Origin of the sequence: Streptomyces sp. UH6 (assembly GCF_013421635.1) — a bacterium.
GTDB lineage: Bacteria > Actinomycetota > Actinomycetes > Streptomycetales > Streptomycetaceae > Streptomyces > Streptomyces abyssomicinicus.
This window is the reverse complement of record NZ_JACADT010000036.1, coordinates 1-16,577: the sequence shown is the minus strand read 5'-3', so window position 1 is coordinate 16,577 and position 16,577 is coordinate 1. Positions and strand designations below refer to the sequence as shown.

Here is a 16,577-nt window from a genome sequence, read left to right as displayed (position 1 = left end):
TCTCGGCGGCGCGCGTCTCGCTGCGGACGTACACCGTGATCTCGCCCGCGCAGATCCGCGCCAGCGCGGCCAGCGCGGAGGACGCCGTGGCGCCGGCGCCGAGCACCGCCGCCGTGTCCGCCTTCTCGATGCCCCGCTCCCGCAGGGCGGCGACCATGCCGGGGATGTCGGTGTTGTCGCCGACCCGGCGGCCGTCCTCGGTGAACACCACCGTGTTGACGGCCTCCACCGACGCGGCGGTCTCGCTGACCGAGTCGAGCAGCGGGATCACCGCCCGCTTCAGCGGCATGGTCAGTGAGAGCCCCGCCCACTCGGGGCCGAGTCCGTCGAGGAAGCCGGGCAGGGCCGCCTCGTCGGTCTCGAACCGCTCGTAGGTCCAGCCGTCCAGGCCGAGGGCCGCGTAGGCGGCCCGGTGCAGCTCGGGCGAGAGGGAGTGGGCGATGGGCGAGCCGAGCACGGCGGCGCGGCGGGCCCCGGCGGTCATTCGCCCTCCCTGAGGCTGTCCTGGAACTTCCTCTCCCAGACCAGGTGCTCCTCGTAGGTCTTGGTGAAGTGCGTCGTCCCGTCCAGCGAGACGAAGAAGTACCAGCCCTTGTCGGTGGGGCTGAGCGCGCCGTTGAGCGCCTCCTCACCGGGGTTGCCGATCGGACCCGGCGGCAGGCCCCGCACGTAGTGCGTGTTGTACGGGTGGTCGGTGTTGCGGAGGTCCTGGGCCGAGATGTCGAGCTCGGTCTGGTTCTTGAAGTAGTTGTACGTCGAGTCGAACTCCAGCCGCCCCGCCGTCTGGTCGTTCTGCGGCGACAGGCGGTTGTAGACGACCTCGGCGATCTGGGTGAAGTCCTTGTGGTCGATGCCCTCGGCCTGCACCAGGCTGGCCACGGTCACCAGTTCCAGGGGGCTGTCGAGACCGTGCTTCTTGTACTCGGTCTCCACGCCGTGCTTCTCGTAGACCTCGACGGACCGCTTGATCATGTCCTTCAGCAGGTCCTCGGGCTTGGTGTCCTCGGAGGCGGGGTAGGTCGCCGGGAAGAGGAAGCCCTCCAGCGGGTCCTTTATGTCCTCGTTGCCGGCCGCCCACTCGGGCAGGCCGAGCTCGTCGGCCTTCGCCTCGGCGATCTTCTGGGTCGCGCCCTTGTCCAGCCCGAGCTTCTTGTCGATCGCCGCGTAGACGTTGACGTTGCGCATGCCCTCGGTGACCACCACGCCCTTGGCCTGGCTCTTCTTCGGGTCGAGCAGCCACTCCACGGCGCTCTCCGCGGACATCTCCTTCTCGAGCTGGTACGCGCCCGCCTGGAGGTCACCGCCGTTCTCGGTGAGCGCCGCGACGAAGCCGTCGACGCTCTTGACGATGCCCTTCTCCTTGAGGATGCGGCCGACCTCGGCGCCCGCGGAGCCCGGCGGGATGGAGATGGTGACGACCTGGCCGTTGCCGTCGCCCGAGTAGTCCGGGGGCGCGGCGAAACGTTCCTGGTAGAGGTAGTAGCCGCCGCCGATCACCACCGCGCCGATCACCACCAGGGCGATCAGGCAGCCACGGCCGCCCTTGCGGCCCTCGTCGCGGTCGCCGCCACGGCCTCTGCGGTCCGCCCGGCCTCCGCCGTCCGAGCGGCCGCCGCGGCCACGGCGCCCGCGCGGCTCCTCCTGCTCGTCGTCCTCGTCGTCGCCGCCGGCGAAGAACGGGTGCTGTTCCTCCTGCGGCTCGGCGTCCCAGTCGGTGTGGTCGGGACCGGCGCCCGGCCGGCCACCGTCCTGCTGCCCGTAGCCCTGCTGCCCGTAGCCGTCGTCGTACTGCTGCTGGTGCTGCTGCTGCGGGTGCTGGCTCTGGTGCTGCGGGTGCTGCTGGTGCTGCTGCTGCTGGCCGTAGGGGTCGTGGCCCTCGCCGTACTGCGGCTGCTGCCCCGTGCTCCAGTCACCGCCGTACTGCTGGTGGTGCTGCTGGTGCTGCTGGTGCTGCTGCTGGCCGTAGCCGTCGTCGTACTGCTGCTGGTGCTGCTGCCCGTACGGGTCGTGCTCCGGGTACTGCTGCGGCTGGCCGCCGTACGGGGACTGCTGCCCCTGGGGGTGCTGGTGCTGCCCCTGCGGGTGCTGTCCTCCCCATCCGTCGTCCCCGTAGTACGGGTCACCGGGATGCCACGGTTCGGAGCCTTGGCCCCGGCCATACTCAGTCATCGATCCCCTAGAGCCGCGAGGCGGTGTCACCCGGCACCGGTCGGCACGGAGCCGCGCCGCCTCTACTGTGCGACGGCATTCGAACGCGCCGCATCGCGCGGAACGTTACCGTACCGCGATCAGCCGGCCACCTCGACTGCTTCCCCCGGCGCAGCGCCGGAGACCCGTTCGGACTCCAGTGCCTGCTGCAGGATGATGACGGCGGCGGCCTGGTCGATCACGGAGCGTCCCTTCTTGGACCGCACGCCCGAGGCGCGCAGCCCCTGGCTCGCCGTGACCGTGGTCATCCGCTCGTCGACCAGCCGGACGGGCACCGGCGCGATGCGCCGGGCCAGCTCCTGGGTGAAGCCGCGCACCTTCACGGCCGCGGGGCCCTCCCCGCCCTTGAGGGAGCGGGGAAGGCCGACCACGACCTCGATGGGCTCGTACTCCTCGACGAGCTGCGTGAGCCGCCGGTGGGCCGCCGGGACGTCGCGTCCCGGCACCGTCTCGACCGGTGTGGCGAGGATCCCGTCGGGGTCGCACGAGGCGACCCCGATCCGGGCGTCCCCGACATCGACGGCCAGCCGACGTCCTCTGCGCATGATCGCTCTCTTCCCGCCTTCTCGCCGCTACTTGGCCGTGTCGGCCACGAGGCGCTCGACGGCGTCCACGGCCTCGCCGATGGCGGCCGGGTTCTGGCCGCCGCCCTGGGCGACGTCGGGCTTGCCGCCACCGCCGCCGCCGAGGGTCTTGGCGGCGACGCGGACCAGGTCGCCGGCCTTGAGGCCGCGGTCGCGGGCGGCGTCGTTGGTGGCGATCACCGTCAGCGGCTTGCCGTTCGCCACGGTGAACAGGGCCACCACGGCGGCCCGGCCACCCTGGATCCGGCCGCGCACGTCGAGGACCAGCTTGCGCAGGTCGTCGGGGGTGGTGCCGTCCGGCACCTGACCGGTGACCAGGGCCACACCCTGGACGTCCTTGGCGGACCCGGCGAGCCCGGCGGCGGCCTGGAGCACCTTCTCGGCGCGGAACTTCTCGATCTCCTTCTCGGCGTCCTTCAGCTTGCCGAGCATGGCGGAGACCTTCTCCGGAAGCTCCTCCGAGCGGCCCTTCAGCAGCTCGGTGAGCTGGTTGACGACCGTGTGCTCGCGGGCCAGGAAGTTGTACGCGTCGACGCCCACCAGGGCCTCGATGCGGCGCACGCCGGAACCGATGGACGACTCGCCGAGCAGCTTCACCAGGCCGAGCTGGGCGGTGCTGTGGACGTGCGTGCCTCCGCACAGCTCCTTGGAGAAGTCGCCGATGGTGACCACCCGGACCCGCTCGCCGTACTTCTCGCCGAACTCGGCGATGGCGCCCTGCTTCTTCGCCTCGTCGAGGCTCATCACGTCGGCGCGCACGTCGAGGTCGCGGGAGAGCACCTCGTTGATCTTCTGCTCGACGTCGGTCATCACGGCCGTCGGGACGGCGGCCGGGGAACCGAAGTCGAAGCGGAAGCGGCCCGGCTGGTTCTCCGAGCCGGCCTGGGCGGCCGTCGGGCCGAGCGCGTCGCGCAGCGCCTGGTGGGTGAGGTGGGTGGCCGAGTGGGCGCGGGCGATGGCCGTGCGGCGGCGGTGGTCGATGGAGGCCTCGGCCTTGGAGCCGAGGGTCACCTCGCCGACCTGGACGACGCCCTTGTGCACGTAGACGCCGGGCACCGGCTTCTGGCAGTCGCGGATCTCGATCACGGCGCCGGAGTCGGCCCTGATCCGGCCGGTGTCGCCGATCTGGCCACCGCCCTCGGCGTAGAACGGCGTGCGGTCCAGGACGATCTCCACCTCGTCGCCCTCGCGGGCGGCCGGGGAGGAGACGCCGTCGACCAGGATGCCGACGACGGTGGACTCGCCCTCGGTGTGGGAGTAGCCGATGAACTCGGTCTGACCGGCGCTGTCGGCGATCTCGCGGTAGGCGCCGAGCGAGGCGTGGCCCGTCTTCTTGGCCTGGGCGTCGGCCTTGGCGCGCTCCCGCTGCTCCTTCATCAGGCGGCGGAAGCCGTCCTCGTCCACCGACAGGCCCTGCTCGGCGGCCATCTCGAGGGTGAGGTCGATCGGGAAGCCCCAGGTGTCGTGGAGCAGGAACGCCTTGTCGCCGGCGAGGACCGTGCCGCCGGCGGCCTTGGTGTCGCTGACGGCGGTGTCCAGGATGTTGGTGCCGGCCTTCAGCGTCTTGAGGAAGGCGTTCTCCTCGGCGAGGGCGACCTTCTCGATGCGCTCCCGGTCGGTGACCAGCTCGGGGTACTGCTGGCCCATCATCGCGATGACGACGTCGATGAGGTCCTTGACCACCGGGCCGGTGGCCCCGAGCAGGCGCATGTTGCGGATGGCGCGCCGCATGATGCGGCGCAGCACGTACCCGCGGCCCTCGTTGCCCGGGGTGACGCCGTCACCGATGAGCATCACCGAGGTGCGCATGTGGTCGGTGACCACGCGCAGGGAGACGTCGGAGGAGGCGGCGTCGCCGTAGCGGACGCCGGTCAGCTCGGTGGCCTTCCCGATGACGGCCATCGAGGTGTCGATCTCGTACATGTTCTGCACGCCCTGAAGGATCATGGCGAGCCGCTCGAGGCCGAGACCGGTGTCGATGTTCTTGCTCGGCAGGTCGCCGAGGATCGGGAAGTCGTCCTTGCCGGTGCCCTCGCCCCGCTCGAACTGCATGAAGACGAGGTTCCAGATCTCGACGTACCGCTCGTCGTTGACGGCGGGGCCGCCCTCGACGCCGAACTCCGGGCCGCGGTCGTAGTTGATCTCGGAGCAGGGGCCGCAGGGGCCGGGGACGCCCATGGACCAGAAGTTGTCCTTCTTGCCCAGGCGCTGGATCCGCTCGGCGGGCACGCCGACGACGTCGCGCCAGATCTGCTCGGCCTCGTCGTCGTCCTGGTAGACGGTGATCCAGAGCTTCTCGGGCTCCAGGCCGTAACCGCCCTTGTCCTGGGGACTGGTGAGCAGCTCCCAGGCGAGCTTGATGGCGCCTTCCTTGAAGTAGTCGCCGAAGGAGAAGTTGCCGCACATCTGGAAGAAGGTGCCGTGGCGGGTGGTCTTGCCGACCTCTTCGATGTCGGGCGTGCGCACGCACTTCTGCACGCTGGTGGCGCGCGCGAAGGGCGGCTTGACCTCACCCAGGAAGTAGGGCTTGAACGGCACCATGCCCGCGGGGACGAGCAGCAGAGTCGGGTCGTCCGCGATGAGCGACGCCGAAGGGACGACGGTGTGCCCGCGCTCCTCGAAGAAGCTCAGCCAGCGGCGGCGGATCTCGGCCGACTCCATCAGTGGTCCTCATTCCGGTTGTGCGAGTACGTCTTGTACGAGTACGTCTTGGCGTACGTCTCGTTGCTGCGGTGGTCCGCGACGGTGACCGGTCGCGGACCGGCCGGCCGGCCCGGCTCCAGGGCCGCCGGGCGGGACACGTCGTCGACCGAGGCGCGCAGTCCGAGCGCCTCGCCGAGTTCGGCCTCCCGCTGGGCCATGGTGTCGCGCACGTCGAGTGCGAAGTCCTTCAGCCGGTGGCCGGCCTCGACGGCCTTGTTCGCCGCCTGCGCGGCGAGGCTCTCCGGGGTCAGCTGTTTCAGCTTGCGGTTGACCTTGGTGGTGGCCCACACGCCGGCGGCAGCGCCGGCGGAGAACCAGAAGGCTCGACGGAACATCGGTGGTTCAGTCCCTCTTCCGCTTCGTCCGGCTGGCCCGGCCCTCGGCCGGGAGGGTTCGGCCCACGATCACGGTGCGCCGGGAGTCACGCGGCGCCCCGGGCGCCGCGTCGCCGCGGCTCAGCGCGCGGCGCACGCCGTAGCCGAACGCCGCGACCTTGACCAGGGGGCCGCCGAAGGTGGAGGCGACGGTCGTCGACAGCGCGGACGCGTTCGACGTGACCTCCTGGACGTCCGATGCGATGGCGTCGACCCGGTCGATCTGGGTCTGTGCGGAGCGCACGGCCTCGGAGGCGTCGGCCAGCAGCGGAACCGCCCGCTCGGTGACGTCCGCCACCAGCTTGGTCGTCGCCCTGAGCGTCTGGGCCAGCCTCACCAGGGCGACGGCGAGGAAGGACACCAGGATGGCCCAGAAGACGGCCACCAGGATCCCGGCCACCTCTCCACCGGACACTGCGCACCCGCTCCCTGACATCGGAAAAGTCGTGCCCCGAGCCTATCGCGCCACGAGCCGGGCCCCGTACCGGATTACCCGCGGCGCCACCGGCCCCGGGCCGCCGGCCGCGGCCCCGGCGCGACGGTCCCGCGCAACGGCGACGGCCCGCCGCGTGCCGGAAGGGCACGACGGCGGGCCGGGGCGCGGAGTGTTACGTCGGCCGAAGGATCAGCGGGCGTAGTACTCGACGACGAGCTGCTCGTCGCAGATCACCGGGATCTCCTTGCGGTTCGGCTCACGGTCCAGGCGGAACGCCAGGGCCTTGAGGTTCACCTGCAGGTAGCGCGGGGTCTCGCCGTCGGGGGCGAAGCCACCCTCGCGGGCGACCTGGAAGAGCGTCTTGTCCTTGGAGCGGTCGCGGACCTGCACGACGTCGTCCGGACGGACACGGAAGGACGGCTTGTCGACCTTCTGGCCGTTGACCTGGATGTGGCCGTGGACGACCATCTGGCGGGCCTGGTAGATCGTGCGGGCGATGCCCGAACGCAGGACCAGCGCGTCGAGACGGCGCTCGAGCTCGATGATCAGGGCCTCACCGGTCTTGCCCTGCACCTTGGAGGCACGCTCGTAGGCGCGGACGAGCTGACGCTCGGACACGTCGTACTGCGCGCGCAGACGCTGCTTCTCGAGCAGACGGACCTTGTAGTCCGAGTTCTGCTTGCGGCCACGGCCGTGCTCACCCGGCGGGTAGGGGCGGGCCTCGAAGTACTTGACGGCCTTCGGGGTCAGCGCGATGCCGAGGGCACGCGACTTCTTGACCTTGGGGCGGGACTGGTTCGCCATGGAACCGACACCTCATGTTTCTGTGTGAATACGGCTTCACCAGGGTTAGGGGAGGTCGCAATCCGCAGCCCAGGAAACCCTTCGGGCTCCGAGGAACCCGGCGGGCAGCCGCTCCCAGGTCTGGGCACATACGTGCAGCACGCGAGTGGCCCACCGACCGATTCCCCGGGCGCGTGGACCGGGGGCGGTGGTGGGCTGCCCGCGACACCTTCGACGGTGCGCGACGCTCCTGGATCCCCTGGACCTCGCGGTCCGGGGCTCCGGCTGGATGTCCCGCCTGGTGGAGTCCGCCGGGGCGGACAACGGGACGCAGCACTGCGGGTCAGTCTACAGGCGTGGACGGAGTGCTCCGGACCGGGCCGGTCACGACCGCCCGCGGCCGAGATGCTGCCTGGTCCACTCCACCGCGTCGGCGTACCGCGCCTCGGCACCGTGGCGGGTGGGGGTGTAGTACGTGCGGTCCTTGATCGCGTCCGGCGCGTACTGCTGCGCGGCGATCCCCTCGGGCAGGTCGTGCGGGTAGACGTACCCCTGGGCGTGCCCCAGCTTGGCGGCGCCCTTGTAGTGCCCGTCGCGCAGGTGCGCGGGCACCGGGCCGGCCAGTCCCTTGCGGACGTCCTCCAGCGCGGCGCCGATCGCCGTCGTGGCCGCGTTGGACTTGGGGGCGAGCGCCAGCGCGATGGTGGCGTGGCTCAGGGTCAGGGCCGCCTCGGGGAAGCCGATCATGGCGACCGCCTGCGCGGCGGCCACGGCCGTGGGCAGCGCGTGGGGGTCGGCCAGGCCGATGTCCTCGCTGGCGGAGATCATCAGCCGGCGGGCGATGAACCGGGGGTCCTCCCCCGCGTCGATCATGCGGGCCAGGTAGTGCAGGGCGGCGTCCACGTCGGAGCCGCGGATCGACTTGATCAGGGCGCTGGCCACGTCGTAGTGCTGGTCGCCGTCCTTGTCGTAGCGCACGGCGGCGCGGGCGACGGAGTCCTCCAGGGTCTCCAGCGTGATCGCGTCCTCGCCCTTGGCCAGGGCCGAACCGGCGCCCGCCTCGAGGGCGGTCAGCGCGCGCCGGGCGTCGCCGCCGGCGATCCGCAGCAGGTGCTCCTCGGCGTCCCCGGGAAGCTCCACCGAACCGCCGAGCCCGCGCTCGTCGGCCACCGCGCGGCGCAGCAGGCCGCGCAGGTCGTCGTCGGTGAGCGGCTCCAGGGTGAGCAGCAGGGAGCGGGAGAGCAGCGGCGAGATCACCGAGAAGTACGGGTTCTCGGTGGTCGCGGCGATCAGGGTGACCCAGCGGTTCTCCACCGCGGGGAGCAGGGAGTCCTGCTGCGCCTTGCTGAACCGGTGGATCTCGTCGAGGAAGAGGACCGTCTCCTTGCCGAAGCCGCCGGTGGCGCGGCGGGCGCCGTCGATGACGGCCCGGACCTCCTTGACGCCCGCGGTGATCGCGGAGAGTTCCACGAACCGCTTGTCGGTGGCCTTGGAGATCACGTAGGCGAGGGTGGTCTTGCCGGTGCCCGGCGGTCCCCAGAGGATCACCGAGGAGGGCCCGGCCGGGCCGGAGGCCCCTTCGCCGACCAGGCGGCGCAGCGGGGCCCCGGGCTTCAGCAGGTGCCGCTGCCCCACGACCTCGTCGAGTGTGCGCGGGCGCATCCGGACCGCCAGCGGACTGGCGGCCGGGTCCTTCTCCTGGCGTTCTTCGGCAGCGGCGGTGAACAGGTCGGGCTCCACACGGAAACCCTAAGCCACGGCTCGGACAGAGCGGCGGGCCGACCGGTCAGGCCCAGAGGGCGCTGCCCCAGCGCGAGAAGATCAGGATCGCGACGACGCCGATGTGCACCACGGGGAGCACCCAGGTGAACTCGTCGAAGAAGGTCCGCAGCCCCTTGGGCGCGGGCAGGAAGCCGTTGCGGACGTTGAACGAGGTCACGTACCAGAACATGACGATGGTCGCGGTCCAGGCGAGCATGCACCACAGGCAGAGGTTGTGGATCTCGTACAGGGACTGGATCATCAGCCAGGTGCAGAACCCGACGCCGAAGAGCGTGCCGGCGTTGAGGGTGAGCCAGTACCAGCGGGGGAACCGGGCCCCCGCGATCACGCTCATGCCCACGCAGACGACGACGGCGTAGGTCACCAGGCCCAGCAGCGGGTTCGGGAAGCCGAAGACCGAGGCCTGGTCGCTCTGCATGATGTTCTTGCAGGAGAAGATCGGGTTCAGGCTGCAGGCCGGGGTGAAGTCCGGGTCCTCGAGCAGGTGGAACTTGTCCATGGTGATGATCCACGAGGCGAGCACACCGAGCGCGCCGGTGATGGCCAGGAGCACGCCGAAGCCCCGGCTGCCGCCCAGTCGGCGCGGACCGTCGTCCCCGGTCCGGGGCGCCGGCACGTCGTGGACCGTCGTCATGCTGCTCATCACACCGATTCCCTGCATCGAAGAGGTTGAGGCACGGCCATTGTGCCGCACTCTGCCCGGCCCGCCGTCGGACTGACGTAAACAAGGGCCGCCCGGATGCCCCGAAGGCCCCGCCCGCCGGGGACGTCCGTTCCGGGGGCGCACACATGGGCGAAAACGGGGCGCACGGGGGGGGCGGACGCGGGGAAGGACACGGCCGCGGAACGACGACGGGGCGTCCCCTCCGTGGAGGGAACGCCCCGGGAGAACCGCGGGCGGCGGGTCTCAGCCGAGCCGGGCCTCCAGCTCGGCGATGATCTCGCCCACACCGACCGCGCTCTGCTCGCCGGACTCCATGTCCTTGAGCTGGACGACGCCCTCGGCGAGGTCGCGCTCGCCGGCCACGATCGCGAAACGGGCGCCGGAGCGGTTGGCGGCCTTCATCGCGGCCTTCAGCCCCTTGCCGCCGTAGCCGAAGTCGGCCGCGATGCCGACCTTGCGCAGCTCGGTGACCTTGGCGAACAGCAGGCGGCGCGCCTCCTCGCCCATCGGCACGGCGAACACGCTGGTGGCGGCGGGCAGGTTCAGCTCCACGCCCTCGGCCTCCAGGGCCAGCACCGTGCGGTCGACGCCGAGCGCCCAGCCGACCGACGGCAGCGCGGGGCCGCCGATCATCTCGGAGAGGCCGTCGTAGCGGCCGCCGCCGCCCACCGCGGACTGCGAGCCGAGGCCGTCGTGGACGAACTCGAAGGTGGTGCGGGTGTAGTAGTCCAGGCCGCGGACCAGCCTGGGGTCGTCCTCGAAGGCGACGCCCGCCGCGGTGATCAGCTCGCGGACCTCCTCGTGGTAGGCCTTGCAGGCCTCGCACAGGTGGTCCTCGAGCAGCGGGGCTCCCACGAGCTGCTTCTGGACGTCGGCCCGCTTGTCGTCGAGGACGCGCAGCGGGTTGATCTCCGCGCGGCGCAGGGTCTCCTCGTCGAGGTCGAGGCCGCGCAGGAAGTCCTGGAGGGCCGCCCGGTAGGCGGGGCGGCACTCCTTGTCGCCCAGGCTGTTGAGCAGGATGCGGAAGGTGCGCAGGCCCAGGGAGCGGTACGCCTGGTCGGCGAGGATGATCAGCTCGGCGTCCAGGGCCGGGTCCTCGGCGCCGATGGCCTCGGCGCCGACCTGCGAGAAGTGGCGGTAGCGGCCCTTCTGCGGACGCTCGTAGCGGTAGTAGGAACCCGAGTACCAGAGCTTCACCGGCAGGTTCCCGGCCTTGTGGAGGTTGGCCTCCAGCGCGGCGCGGAGCACGGAGGCGGTGCCCTCGGGGCGCAGGGCGAGACGGTCGCCGCCCTTGGTCTCGAAGGCGTACATCTCCTTGGTGACGATGTCGGTGGACTCGCCGACGCCGCGCGCGAACAGTTCGACGTTCTCGAAGCCGGGCGTCTCGATGTAGCCGTAGCCGGAGTTGCGCAGCGGGGCGGAGATGGCCTCGCGCACCGCCAGGTAACGGGCGGAGTTCGGCGGGATCAGGTCGTAGGTGCCCTTGGGGGCCTTGAAAGTGCTCACGGGTGTTCTCTCGTCACATTCCTCGTCGGGGGGCCTGGAAGCCCTCCGGGCCGGCTGCCACCTGCCGCAGATAGGGGTTGGCGGCGCGCTCCTGGCCGATGGTCGTCTGGGGGCCGTGGCCGGACAGGACGACGGTGGTGTCGTCCAGCGGCAGGCACACGCGGGCCAGCGACGCGAGCATGTCGTCCATGTCGCCGCCCGGCAGGTCGGTGCGTCCGATGGAGCCGGCGAACAGCAGATCCCCGGAGAAGAACACGGACGGGACGTCCGCGGCCTCGGGCATCCGGAAGGTCACCGACCCCTTGGTATGTCCGGGAGCGTGCGCGACGGAGAACTCCAGGCCGGCCAGCTCCAGCCGCGCGCCGTCGGTCAGCTCCTTGACGTCGTCGGGCTCCCCGACGGCCAGCTCACCCATGAGCGGCATGCCGATGGACCGGCCGAGCGCCTTCTCGGGGTCGCTCATCATGTACCGGTCCGCCGGGTGGATCCAGGCGGGCACGTCGTGCGCGCCGCACACCGGGACCACCGAGGCGACATGGTCGATGTGTCCGTGGGTGAGGACGACCGCGACGGGCTTGAGCCGATGCTTCCTGAGCGTCTCCTCGACTCCCTGGGCGGCCTGGTGGCCGGGGTCGATGATCACGCATTCCTCGCCGGCTCCGGGGGCGACGAGATAACAGTTCGTCCCCCAGGCACCGGCCGGGAACCCGGCAATGAGCACGATCGTCCCTCGTTGTGTCGATACGGGCGGGTGGTCATCCGGCCACCCTGGCGTCAGCAGCCTACCGGCGCTGCCGATTACTCGGTGAACCCATATACGGTACGGGGCACACGCACGCGGTCGGCTCAGGAGGCCCACGCGGCCCGGTCGACGCACGATTCGCACGAGGAGTGAGACCCGGTGGTCAGCCAGGAACAGCGGCGGCGTCAGCTCGCCCGGGAGAAGTTCTTGCGCCAGCAGCAGCGGCGCACCGCCGCCCGCCGCAAGGCGCGCATGCGGAACGCGGTGATCGCGTCGGTCCTCGGCGTGGTCCTGGTCGGCAGCCTCGCGCTGTACACCACGGGCACCCTGCGGGACGACGGTGAGAACACCGCGGCCGGCGCGTCGGCGTCGCCGAGCGCCGAGCCGAGCAAGGCGCCGGACCCCTGCGAGAAGCCGGCCGAGGGCAAGGTCGAGGAGCTCCAGTTCGACAAGGAGCCGCCGATGAAGATCGACGAGTCGGCGAAGTACACGATGACGCTGGACACCACCTGCGGCGAGATCTCGGTCGCGCTGGACGCCAAGGGCGCCCCACACACCGTGAACTCGTTCGAGTTCCTGGCCGGGAAGGGCTACTTCGACCACACGAAGTGCCACCGCCTCACGACCCAGGGCATCTACGTGCTCCAGTGCGGCGACCCGACGGGCACCGGTTCCGGCGGTCCGGGGTACGAGCTCAAGGACGAGAACCTGAAGTCGGACGCCCTCAAGAAGGACACGTACCCGACGGGCACCGTCGCCATGGCCAACGCCGGCCCGAACACCAACGGCAGCCAGTTCTTCCTGGTCTACCAGGACAGCCCGCTGCCGCCGAACTACACGCCGTTCGGGAAGCTCGACGACAAGAGCATGGCCGTCCTGGAGAAGATCGCCAAGGCCGGCGAAAGCACCGGCATGGGGGACGGCGCCCCGAACGCGACGGTGGTCGTCGACAAGGCGACCGTCACCAAGTCCTAGGCGCTGCCGCGGTCCCGCGGGCCGATATTCGGTCGCGCGGGATGCGGACAGGCCACCCACCGGTCGCCTATGTTGACCGGTGACGAAACTGTGGAGGATGCCCGGGGCCTCGAAACCCCCCGCGGCATCATGTGGAGGAGGCGCTGTGAGCAGCGACCCGTGGGGCCGCGTCGACGAGACGGGGACCGTGTACGTGCGTACGGCCGACGGCGAGAAGGTGGTCGGTTCCTGGCAGGCCGGCTCCCCTGACGAGGCGTTGGCCTACTTCGAGCGCAAGTACGAGGGCCTGGTTGTCGAGATCGGCCTCCTCGAGCGGAGGGTGCGGACCACCGACCTCGCCGCGAAGGACGCCCTGGCCGCCGTCGAGCACCTGCGCGAGCAGATCGACGCCCATCACGCGGTGGGCGACCTGGACGCGCTGCGGGCGCGTCTGGACAAGCTCACGGAGACGGTCGAGTCCCGTCGTGAGGAGCGCAAGGCGCAGCGGGCCAAGCAGTCGGAGGAGGCCCGCAAGTCCAAGGAGGCGCTGGTCACCGAGGCCGAGGAGCTGGCGCAGTCCGAGCAGTGGCGGGCGGCCGGCGAGCGGCTGCGGGCGCTGGTGGACACCTGGAAGGGGCTGCCGCGGCTGGACCGCAAGTCCGACGACGAGCTGTGGCACCGCTTCTCGCACGCCCGCAGCGCGTTCTCCAAGCGCCGCAAGGCCCACTTCGCGCAGCTGGACTCGCAGCGCGAGGACGCCCGCAAGGTCAAGGAGCGTCTGGTCGCCGAGGCCGAGTCGCTCTCCGGGTCGACCGACTGGGGTCCGACGGCCGCCCGTTACCGCGAGCTGATGACCGAGTGGAAGGCCGCGGGCCGCGCCCAGCGCGAGCACGAGGACGAGCTGTGGAACCGCTTCCGCGGCGCCCAGGACGTCTTCTTCGCCGCCCGCAGCTCGGTCTTCGCCGAGCGGGACGCCGAGCAGGCGGAGAACCTGAAGCTCAAGGAGGAGCTGGCCGGCGAGGCCGAGAAGCTCCTGCCGGTCACGGACCTCAAGGCGGCGCGGGCCGCGTTCCGTTCGATCAACGAGCGGTGGGAGGCCATCGGTCACGTCCCGCGGGACGCGCGGCCGAAGGTCGAGAGCCGGATGCACGCCGTGGAGCGGGCGATCCAGGAGGCCGAGGAGGCCGAGTGGCGTCGCACCAACCCGGAGGCGCGGGCGCGCGCCGCGGGGCTGACCGGTCAGCTCCAGGCCGCCGTGGACAAGCTGCGCGGTCAGATCGAGCAGGCCCGCGCGCAGGGCAACACCGCCAGGGCGGAGAAGCTCGAGCGTGAGCTGGAGGGCCGTCAGGCCCTGCTGGACCAGGCCCTCAAGGGTCTCCAGGAGTTCGGCGGCTGACGGGTCGCCCGACCGTACGACGAAGCCCCCGGCCGCCACGGCCGGGGGCTTCGTCGTACGGGCTACCCGTCGGGGGGCTGCCCGTCGGGGGGCTGCCCGTCGGGCGTCAGCGGGTCTGCCGGGCGGAGGTGACGCGGTAGACGTCGTAGACGCCCTCCACGCCGCGCACGGCCTTCAGGACGTGTCCCAGGTGCTTGGGGTCGCCCATCTCGAAGGTGAACCGCGAGGTGGCCACCCGGTCCCGGGAGGTCTGCACCGCCGCCGACAGGATGTTGACGTGCTGGTCGGACAGGACCCGGGTGACGTCGGAGAGCAGCCGGGACCGGTCCAGCGCCTCGACCTGGATGGCGACCAGGAACACCGAGGACTGCGTCGGCGCCCACTCCACGTCGAGCATCCGCTCGGGCTCGCGGGAGAGCGAGTCCACGTTGACGCAGTCGGTGCGGTGCACGGAGACCCCGCTGCCGCGGGTGACGAAGCCGATGATCGGGTCGCCCGGCACCGGCGTGCAGCACCGCGCCAGCTTGACCCAGACGTCGTCGACGCCCTTGACCACGACGCCCGGGTCGGCGCTGGAGCGGCGCTTGCGGCTGCGCGCCGGCGGGACGCTCTCGTCGATCTCCTCGCTGGCCGCCTCCTCGCCGCCCATCGCCTGGACCAGCTTCTGCACGACGTTCTGCGCGGCCACGTGGCCCTCGCCGATCGCGGCGTAGAGCGAGGAGATGTCCGGGTAGCGCATCTCGTGGGCGATGGTGACCAGGGAGTCGCCGGTGAGGATCCGCTGGATCGGCAGGTTCTGCTTGCGCATGGCCCGCGCGATGGCGTCCTTGCCGTGCTCGATCGCCTCGTCGCGGCGCTCCTTGGAGAACCAGGCGCGGATCTTGTTGCGGGCGCGCGGCGACTTGACGAAGCCCAGCCAGTCGCGGGAGGGGCCGGCGTTGTCGGCCTTGGAGGTGAAGACCTCGACGGTGTCGCCGTTGTCCAGGGTGGACTCCAGCGGCACCAGGCGGCCGTTGACGCGGGCGCCTATGGTGCGGTGGCCGACCTCGGTGTGGACCGCGTAGGCGAAGTCCACCGGGGTCGCCCCGGCGGGCAGCGCTATCACGTCGCCCTTGGGGGTGAAGACGAAGACCTCGTTGCGCGAGAGGTCGAAGCGCAGCGAGTCCAGGAACTCGCCCGGGTCCTCGGTCTCCTTCTGCCAGTCGAGGAGCTGGCGCAGCCACGCCATGTCGTTGACCGCGTCCTTGTCCTTGCCGGACCCGCCGGAGCGCGGGGCGTCGGTGCGGACCTTGGAGGCGCCGGCCACGGCCTCCTGCTTGTACTTCCAGTGCGCGGCGATGCCGTACTCGGCGCGGCGGTGCATGTCGAAGGTGCGGATCTGCAGCTCGACCGGCTTGCCGCCGGGGCCGATGACCGTCGTGTGCAGCGACTGGTACATGTTGAACTTGGGCATCGCGATGTAGTCCTTGAACCGGCCGGGGACCGGGTTCCATCGCGCGTGCACCGTGCCGAGGGCCGCGTAGCAGTCGCGGACGGTGTCCACGAGGACGCGGATGCCCACCAGGTCGTAGATCTCCGCGAAGTCGCGGCCTCGGACGATCATCTTCTGGTAGACGCTGTAGTAGTGCTTGGGCCGCCCGGTGACGGTCGCCTTGATGCGGGCGGCGCGCAGGTCGGCCTGGACCTCGTCGATGACCGTGGCGAGGTACTCGTCGCGCTTGGGGGCACGCTCGGCGACGAGGCGGACGATCTCGTCGTACATCTTGGGGTAGAGGATCGCGAAGGCGAGGTCCTCCAGCTCCCACTTGATGGTGTTCATGCCCAGCCGGTGGGCCAGCGGGGCGTAGATCTCGAGGGTCTCGCGGGCCTTCTTCTCCTGCTTCTCCCGCTTGAGGTAGCGCATGGTGCGCATGTTGTGCAGGCGGTCCGCGAGCTTGATCACCAGGACCCGGGGGTCCTTCGCCATCGCGACGACCATCTTGCGCACCGTCTCGGCCTGCGCGGCCTCGCCGAACTTGACCTTGTCCAGCTTGGTCACGCCGTCGACCAGCAGGGCCACGGTGTCGCCGAAGTCCTGACGCAGCTGCTCCAGGCCGTACTCGGTGTCCTCGACGGTGTCGTGGAGCAGGCCCGCCATCAGCGTCGCCGGGTCCATGCCCAGCTCGGCGAGGATGGTGGTGACCGCGAGCGGGTGGGTGATGTACGGGTCGCCGCTCTTGCGCTTCTGCCCCCGGTGCCAGCGTTCGGCGACCTGGTAGGCCTTCTCGATCTGGCGGAGGGTGGCCGTCTCGGTCTTCGGGTCGTTGCCGCGGACTATCCGCAGCAGCGGCTCCAGGACGGGGTTGTACGCGCTGGAGCGCTGCACGCCGAGGCGGGCGAGGCGGGCCCGGACGCGGCTGGAGGAGCCGGAGCGGGAGGGGGCGGCGTTGGTGCTGCTGGCGCCGG

Annotated in this window: 13 protein-coding genes and 1 pseudogene; 2 read left to right on the top strand and 12 right to left on the bottom strand. The window is 71.0% G+C overall.

Going from position 1 to position 16,577, the window contains the following annotated elements; genetic code table 11:
* The 11 genes and pseudogenes from HW445_RS04775 to HW445_RS04725 all read right to left on the bottom strand — a co-directional run.
* Nucleotides 1–484: pseudogene (locus HW445_RS04775) on the bottom strand (shikimate dehydrogenase); the annotation flags it as partial.
* Nucleotides 481–2,169, bottom strand: a complete 1,689-nt coding sequence (gene mltG / locus HW445_RS04770) for an endolytic transglycosylase MltG (RefSeq protein WP_180219774.1) — start codon at nt 2,167–2,169, stop codon at nt 481–483. The pseudogene HW445_RS04775 and the gene mltG, both read right to left, overlap by 4 nt.
* Before the next feature lie 119 nt (nt 2,170–2,288).
* Nucleotides 2,289–2,753: a Holliday junction resolvase RuvX gene (gene ruvX / locus HW445_RS04765; protein ID WP_180219773.1), complete on the bottom strand. Its 465-nt coding sequence runs from the start codon at nt 2,751–2,753 to the stop codon at nt 2,289–2,291.
* Nucleotides 2,754–2,780: 27 nt separating this feature from the next.
* A complete protein-coding gene (gene alaS / locus HW445_RS04760) occupies nt 2,781–5,453 on the bottom strand; it encodes an alanine--tRNA ligase (protein WP_180219772.1) in 2,673 nt (890 codons plus the stop codon).
* Nucleotides 5,453–5,830: a DUF6167 family protein gene (locus tag HW445_RS04755; RefSeq protein WP_180219771.1), complete on the bottom strand. Its 378-nt coding sequence runs from the start codon at nt 5,828–5,830 to the stop codon at nt 5,453–5,455. The genes alaS and HW445_RS04755 overlap by 1 nt, the downstream gene beginning before the upstream one ends.
* Before the next feature lie 7 nt (nt 5,831–5,837).
* On the bottom strand, nt 5,838–6,284 hold the full coding sequence (locus tag HW445_RS04750) for a DUF948 domain-containing protein (protein ID WP_180219770.1): 447 nt from the start codon (nt 6,282–6,284) through the stop codon (nt 5,838–5,840).
* Between the two features lie 210 nt (nt 6,285–6,494).
* Entirely contained in the window at nt 6,495–7,109 is a 615-nt protein-coding gene (rpsD, locus tag HW445_RS04745) for a 30S ribosomal protein S4 (protein WP_108957064.1), read from the bottom strand.
* A 363-nt stretch (nt 7,110–7,472) separates the two neighbouring features.
* A complete protein-coding gene (locus tag HW445_RS04740) occupies nt 7,473–8,828 on the bottom strand; it encodes a replication-associated recombination protein A (protein WP_180219769.1) in 1,356 nt (451 codons plus the stop codon).
* A 46-nt stretch (nt 8,829–8,874) separates the two neighbouring features.
* Nucleotides 8,875–9,513 carry a vitamin K epoxide reductase family protein gene (locus HW445_RS04735; protein WP_151774866.1) on the bottom strand — a complete coding sequence of 213 codons (639 nt, stop codon included), beginning with the start codon at nt 9,511–9,513 and terminating at the stop codon, nt 8,875–8,877.
* 264 nt (nt 9,514–9,777) lie between these two features.
* Nucleotides 9,778–11,040, bottom strand: a complete 1,263-nt coding sequence (gene hisS / locus HW445_RS04730; protein ID WP_180219768.1) for a histidine--tRNA ligase — start codon at nt 11,038–11,040, stop codon at nt 9,778–9,780.
* Between the two features lie 13 nt (nt 11,041–11,053).
* A complete protein-coding gene (locus HW445_RS04725; protein WP_180219767.1) occupies nt 11,054–11,761 on the bottom strand; it encodes an MBL fold metallo-hydrolase in 708 nt (235 codons plus the stop codon).
* Between the two features lie 180 nt (nt 11,762–11,941).
* Here HW445_RS04725 and HW445_RS04720 point away from each other — a divergent pair, with 180 nt between their 5' ends.
* The gene (locus HW445_RS04720) at nt 11,942–12,757 is read left to right on the top strand and encodes a peptidylprolyl isomerase (protein WP_180219766.1); all 816 of its coding nucleotides are present in this window, start codon (nt 11,942–11,944) and stop codon (nt 12,755–12,757) included.
* Between the two features lie 145 nt (nt 12,758–12,902).
* Nucleotides 12,903–14,132, top strand: a complete 1,230-nt coding sequence (locus HW445_RS04715; protein ID WP_180219765.1) for a DUF349 domain-containing protein — start codon at nt 12,903–12,905, stop codon at nt 14,130–14,132.
* A gap of 106 nt (nt 14,133–14,238) precedes the next feature.
* On the opposite strand, the gene HW445_RS04710 is transcribed toward HW445_RS04715, so the two are convergent.
* Nucleotides 14,239–16,577: bifunctional (p)ppGpp synthetase/guanosine-3',5'-bis(diphosphate) 3'-pyrophosphohydrolase (locus HW445_RS04710; RefSeq protein WP_180219764.1), on the bottom strand; the 2,339-nt coding region annotated here is incomplete at its 5' end.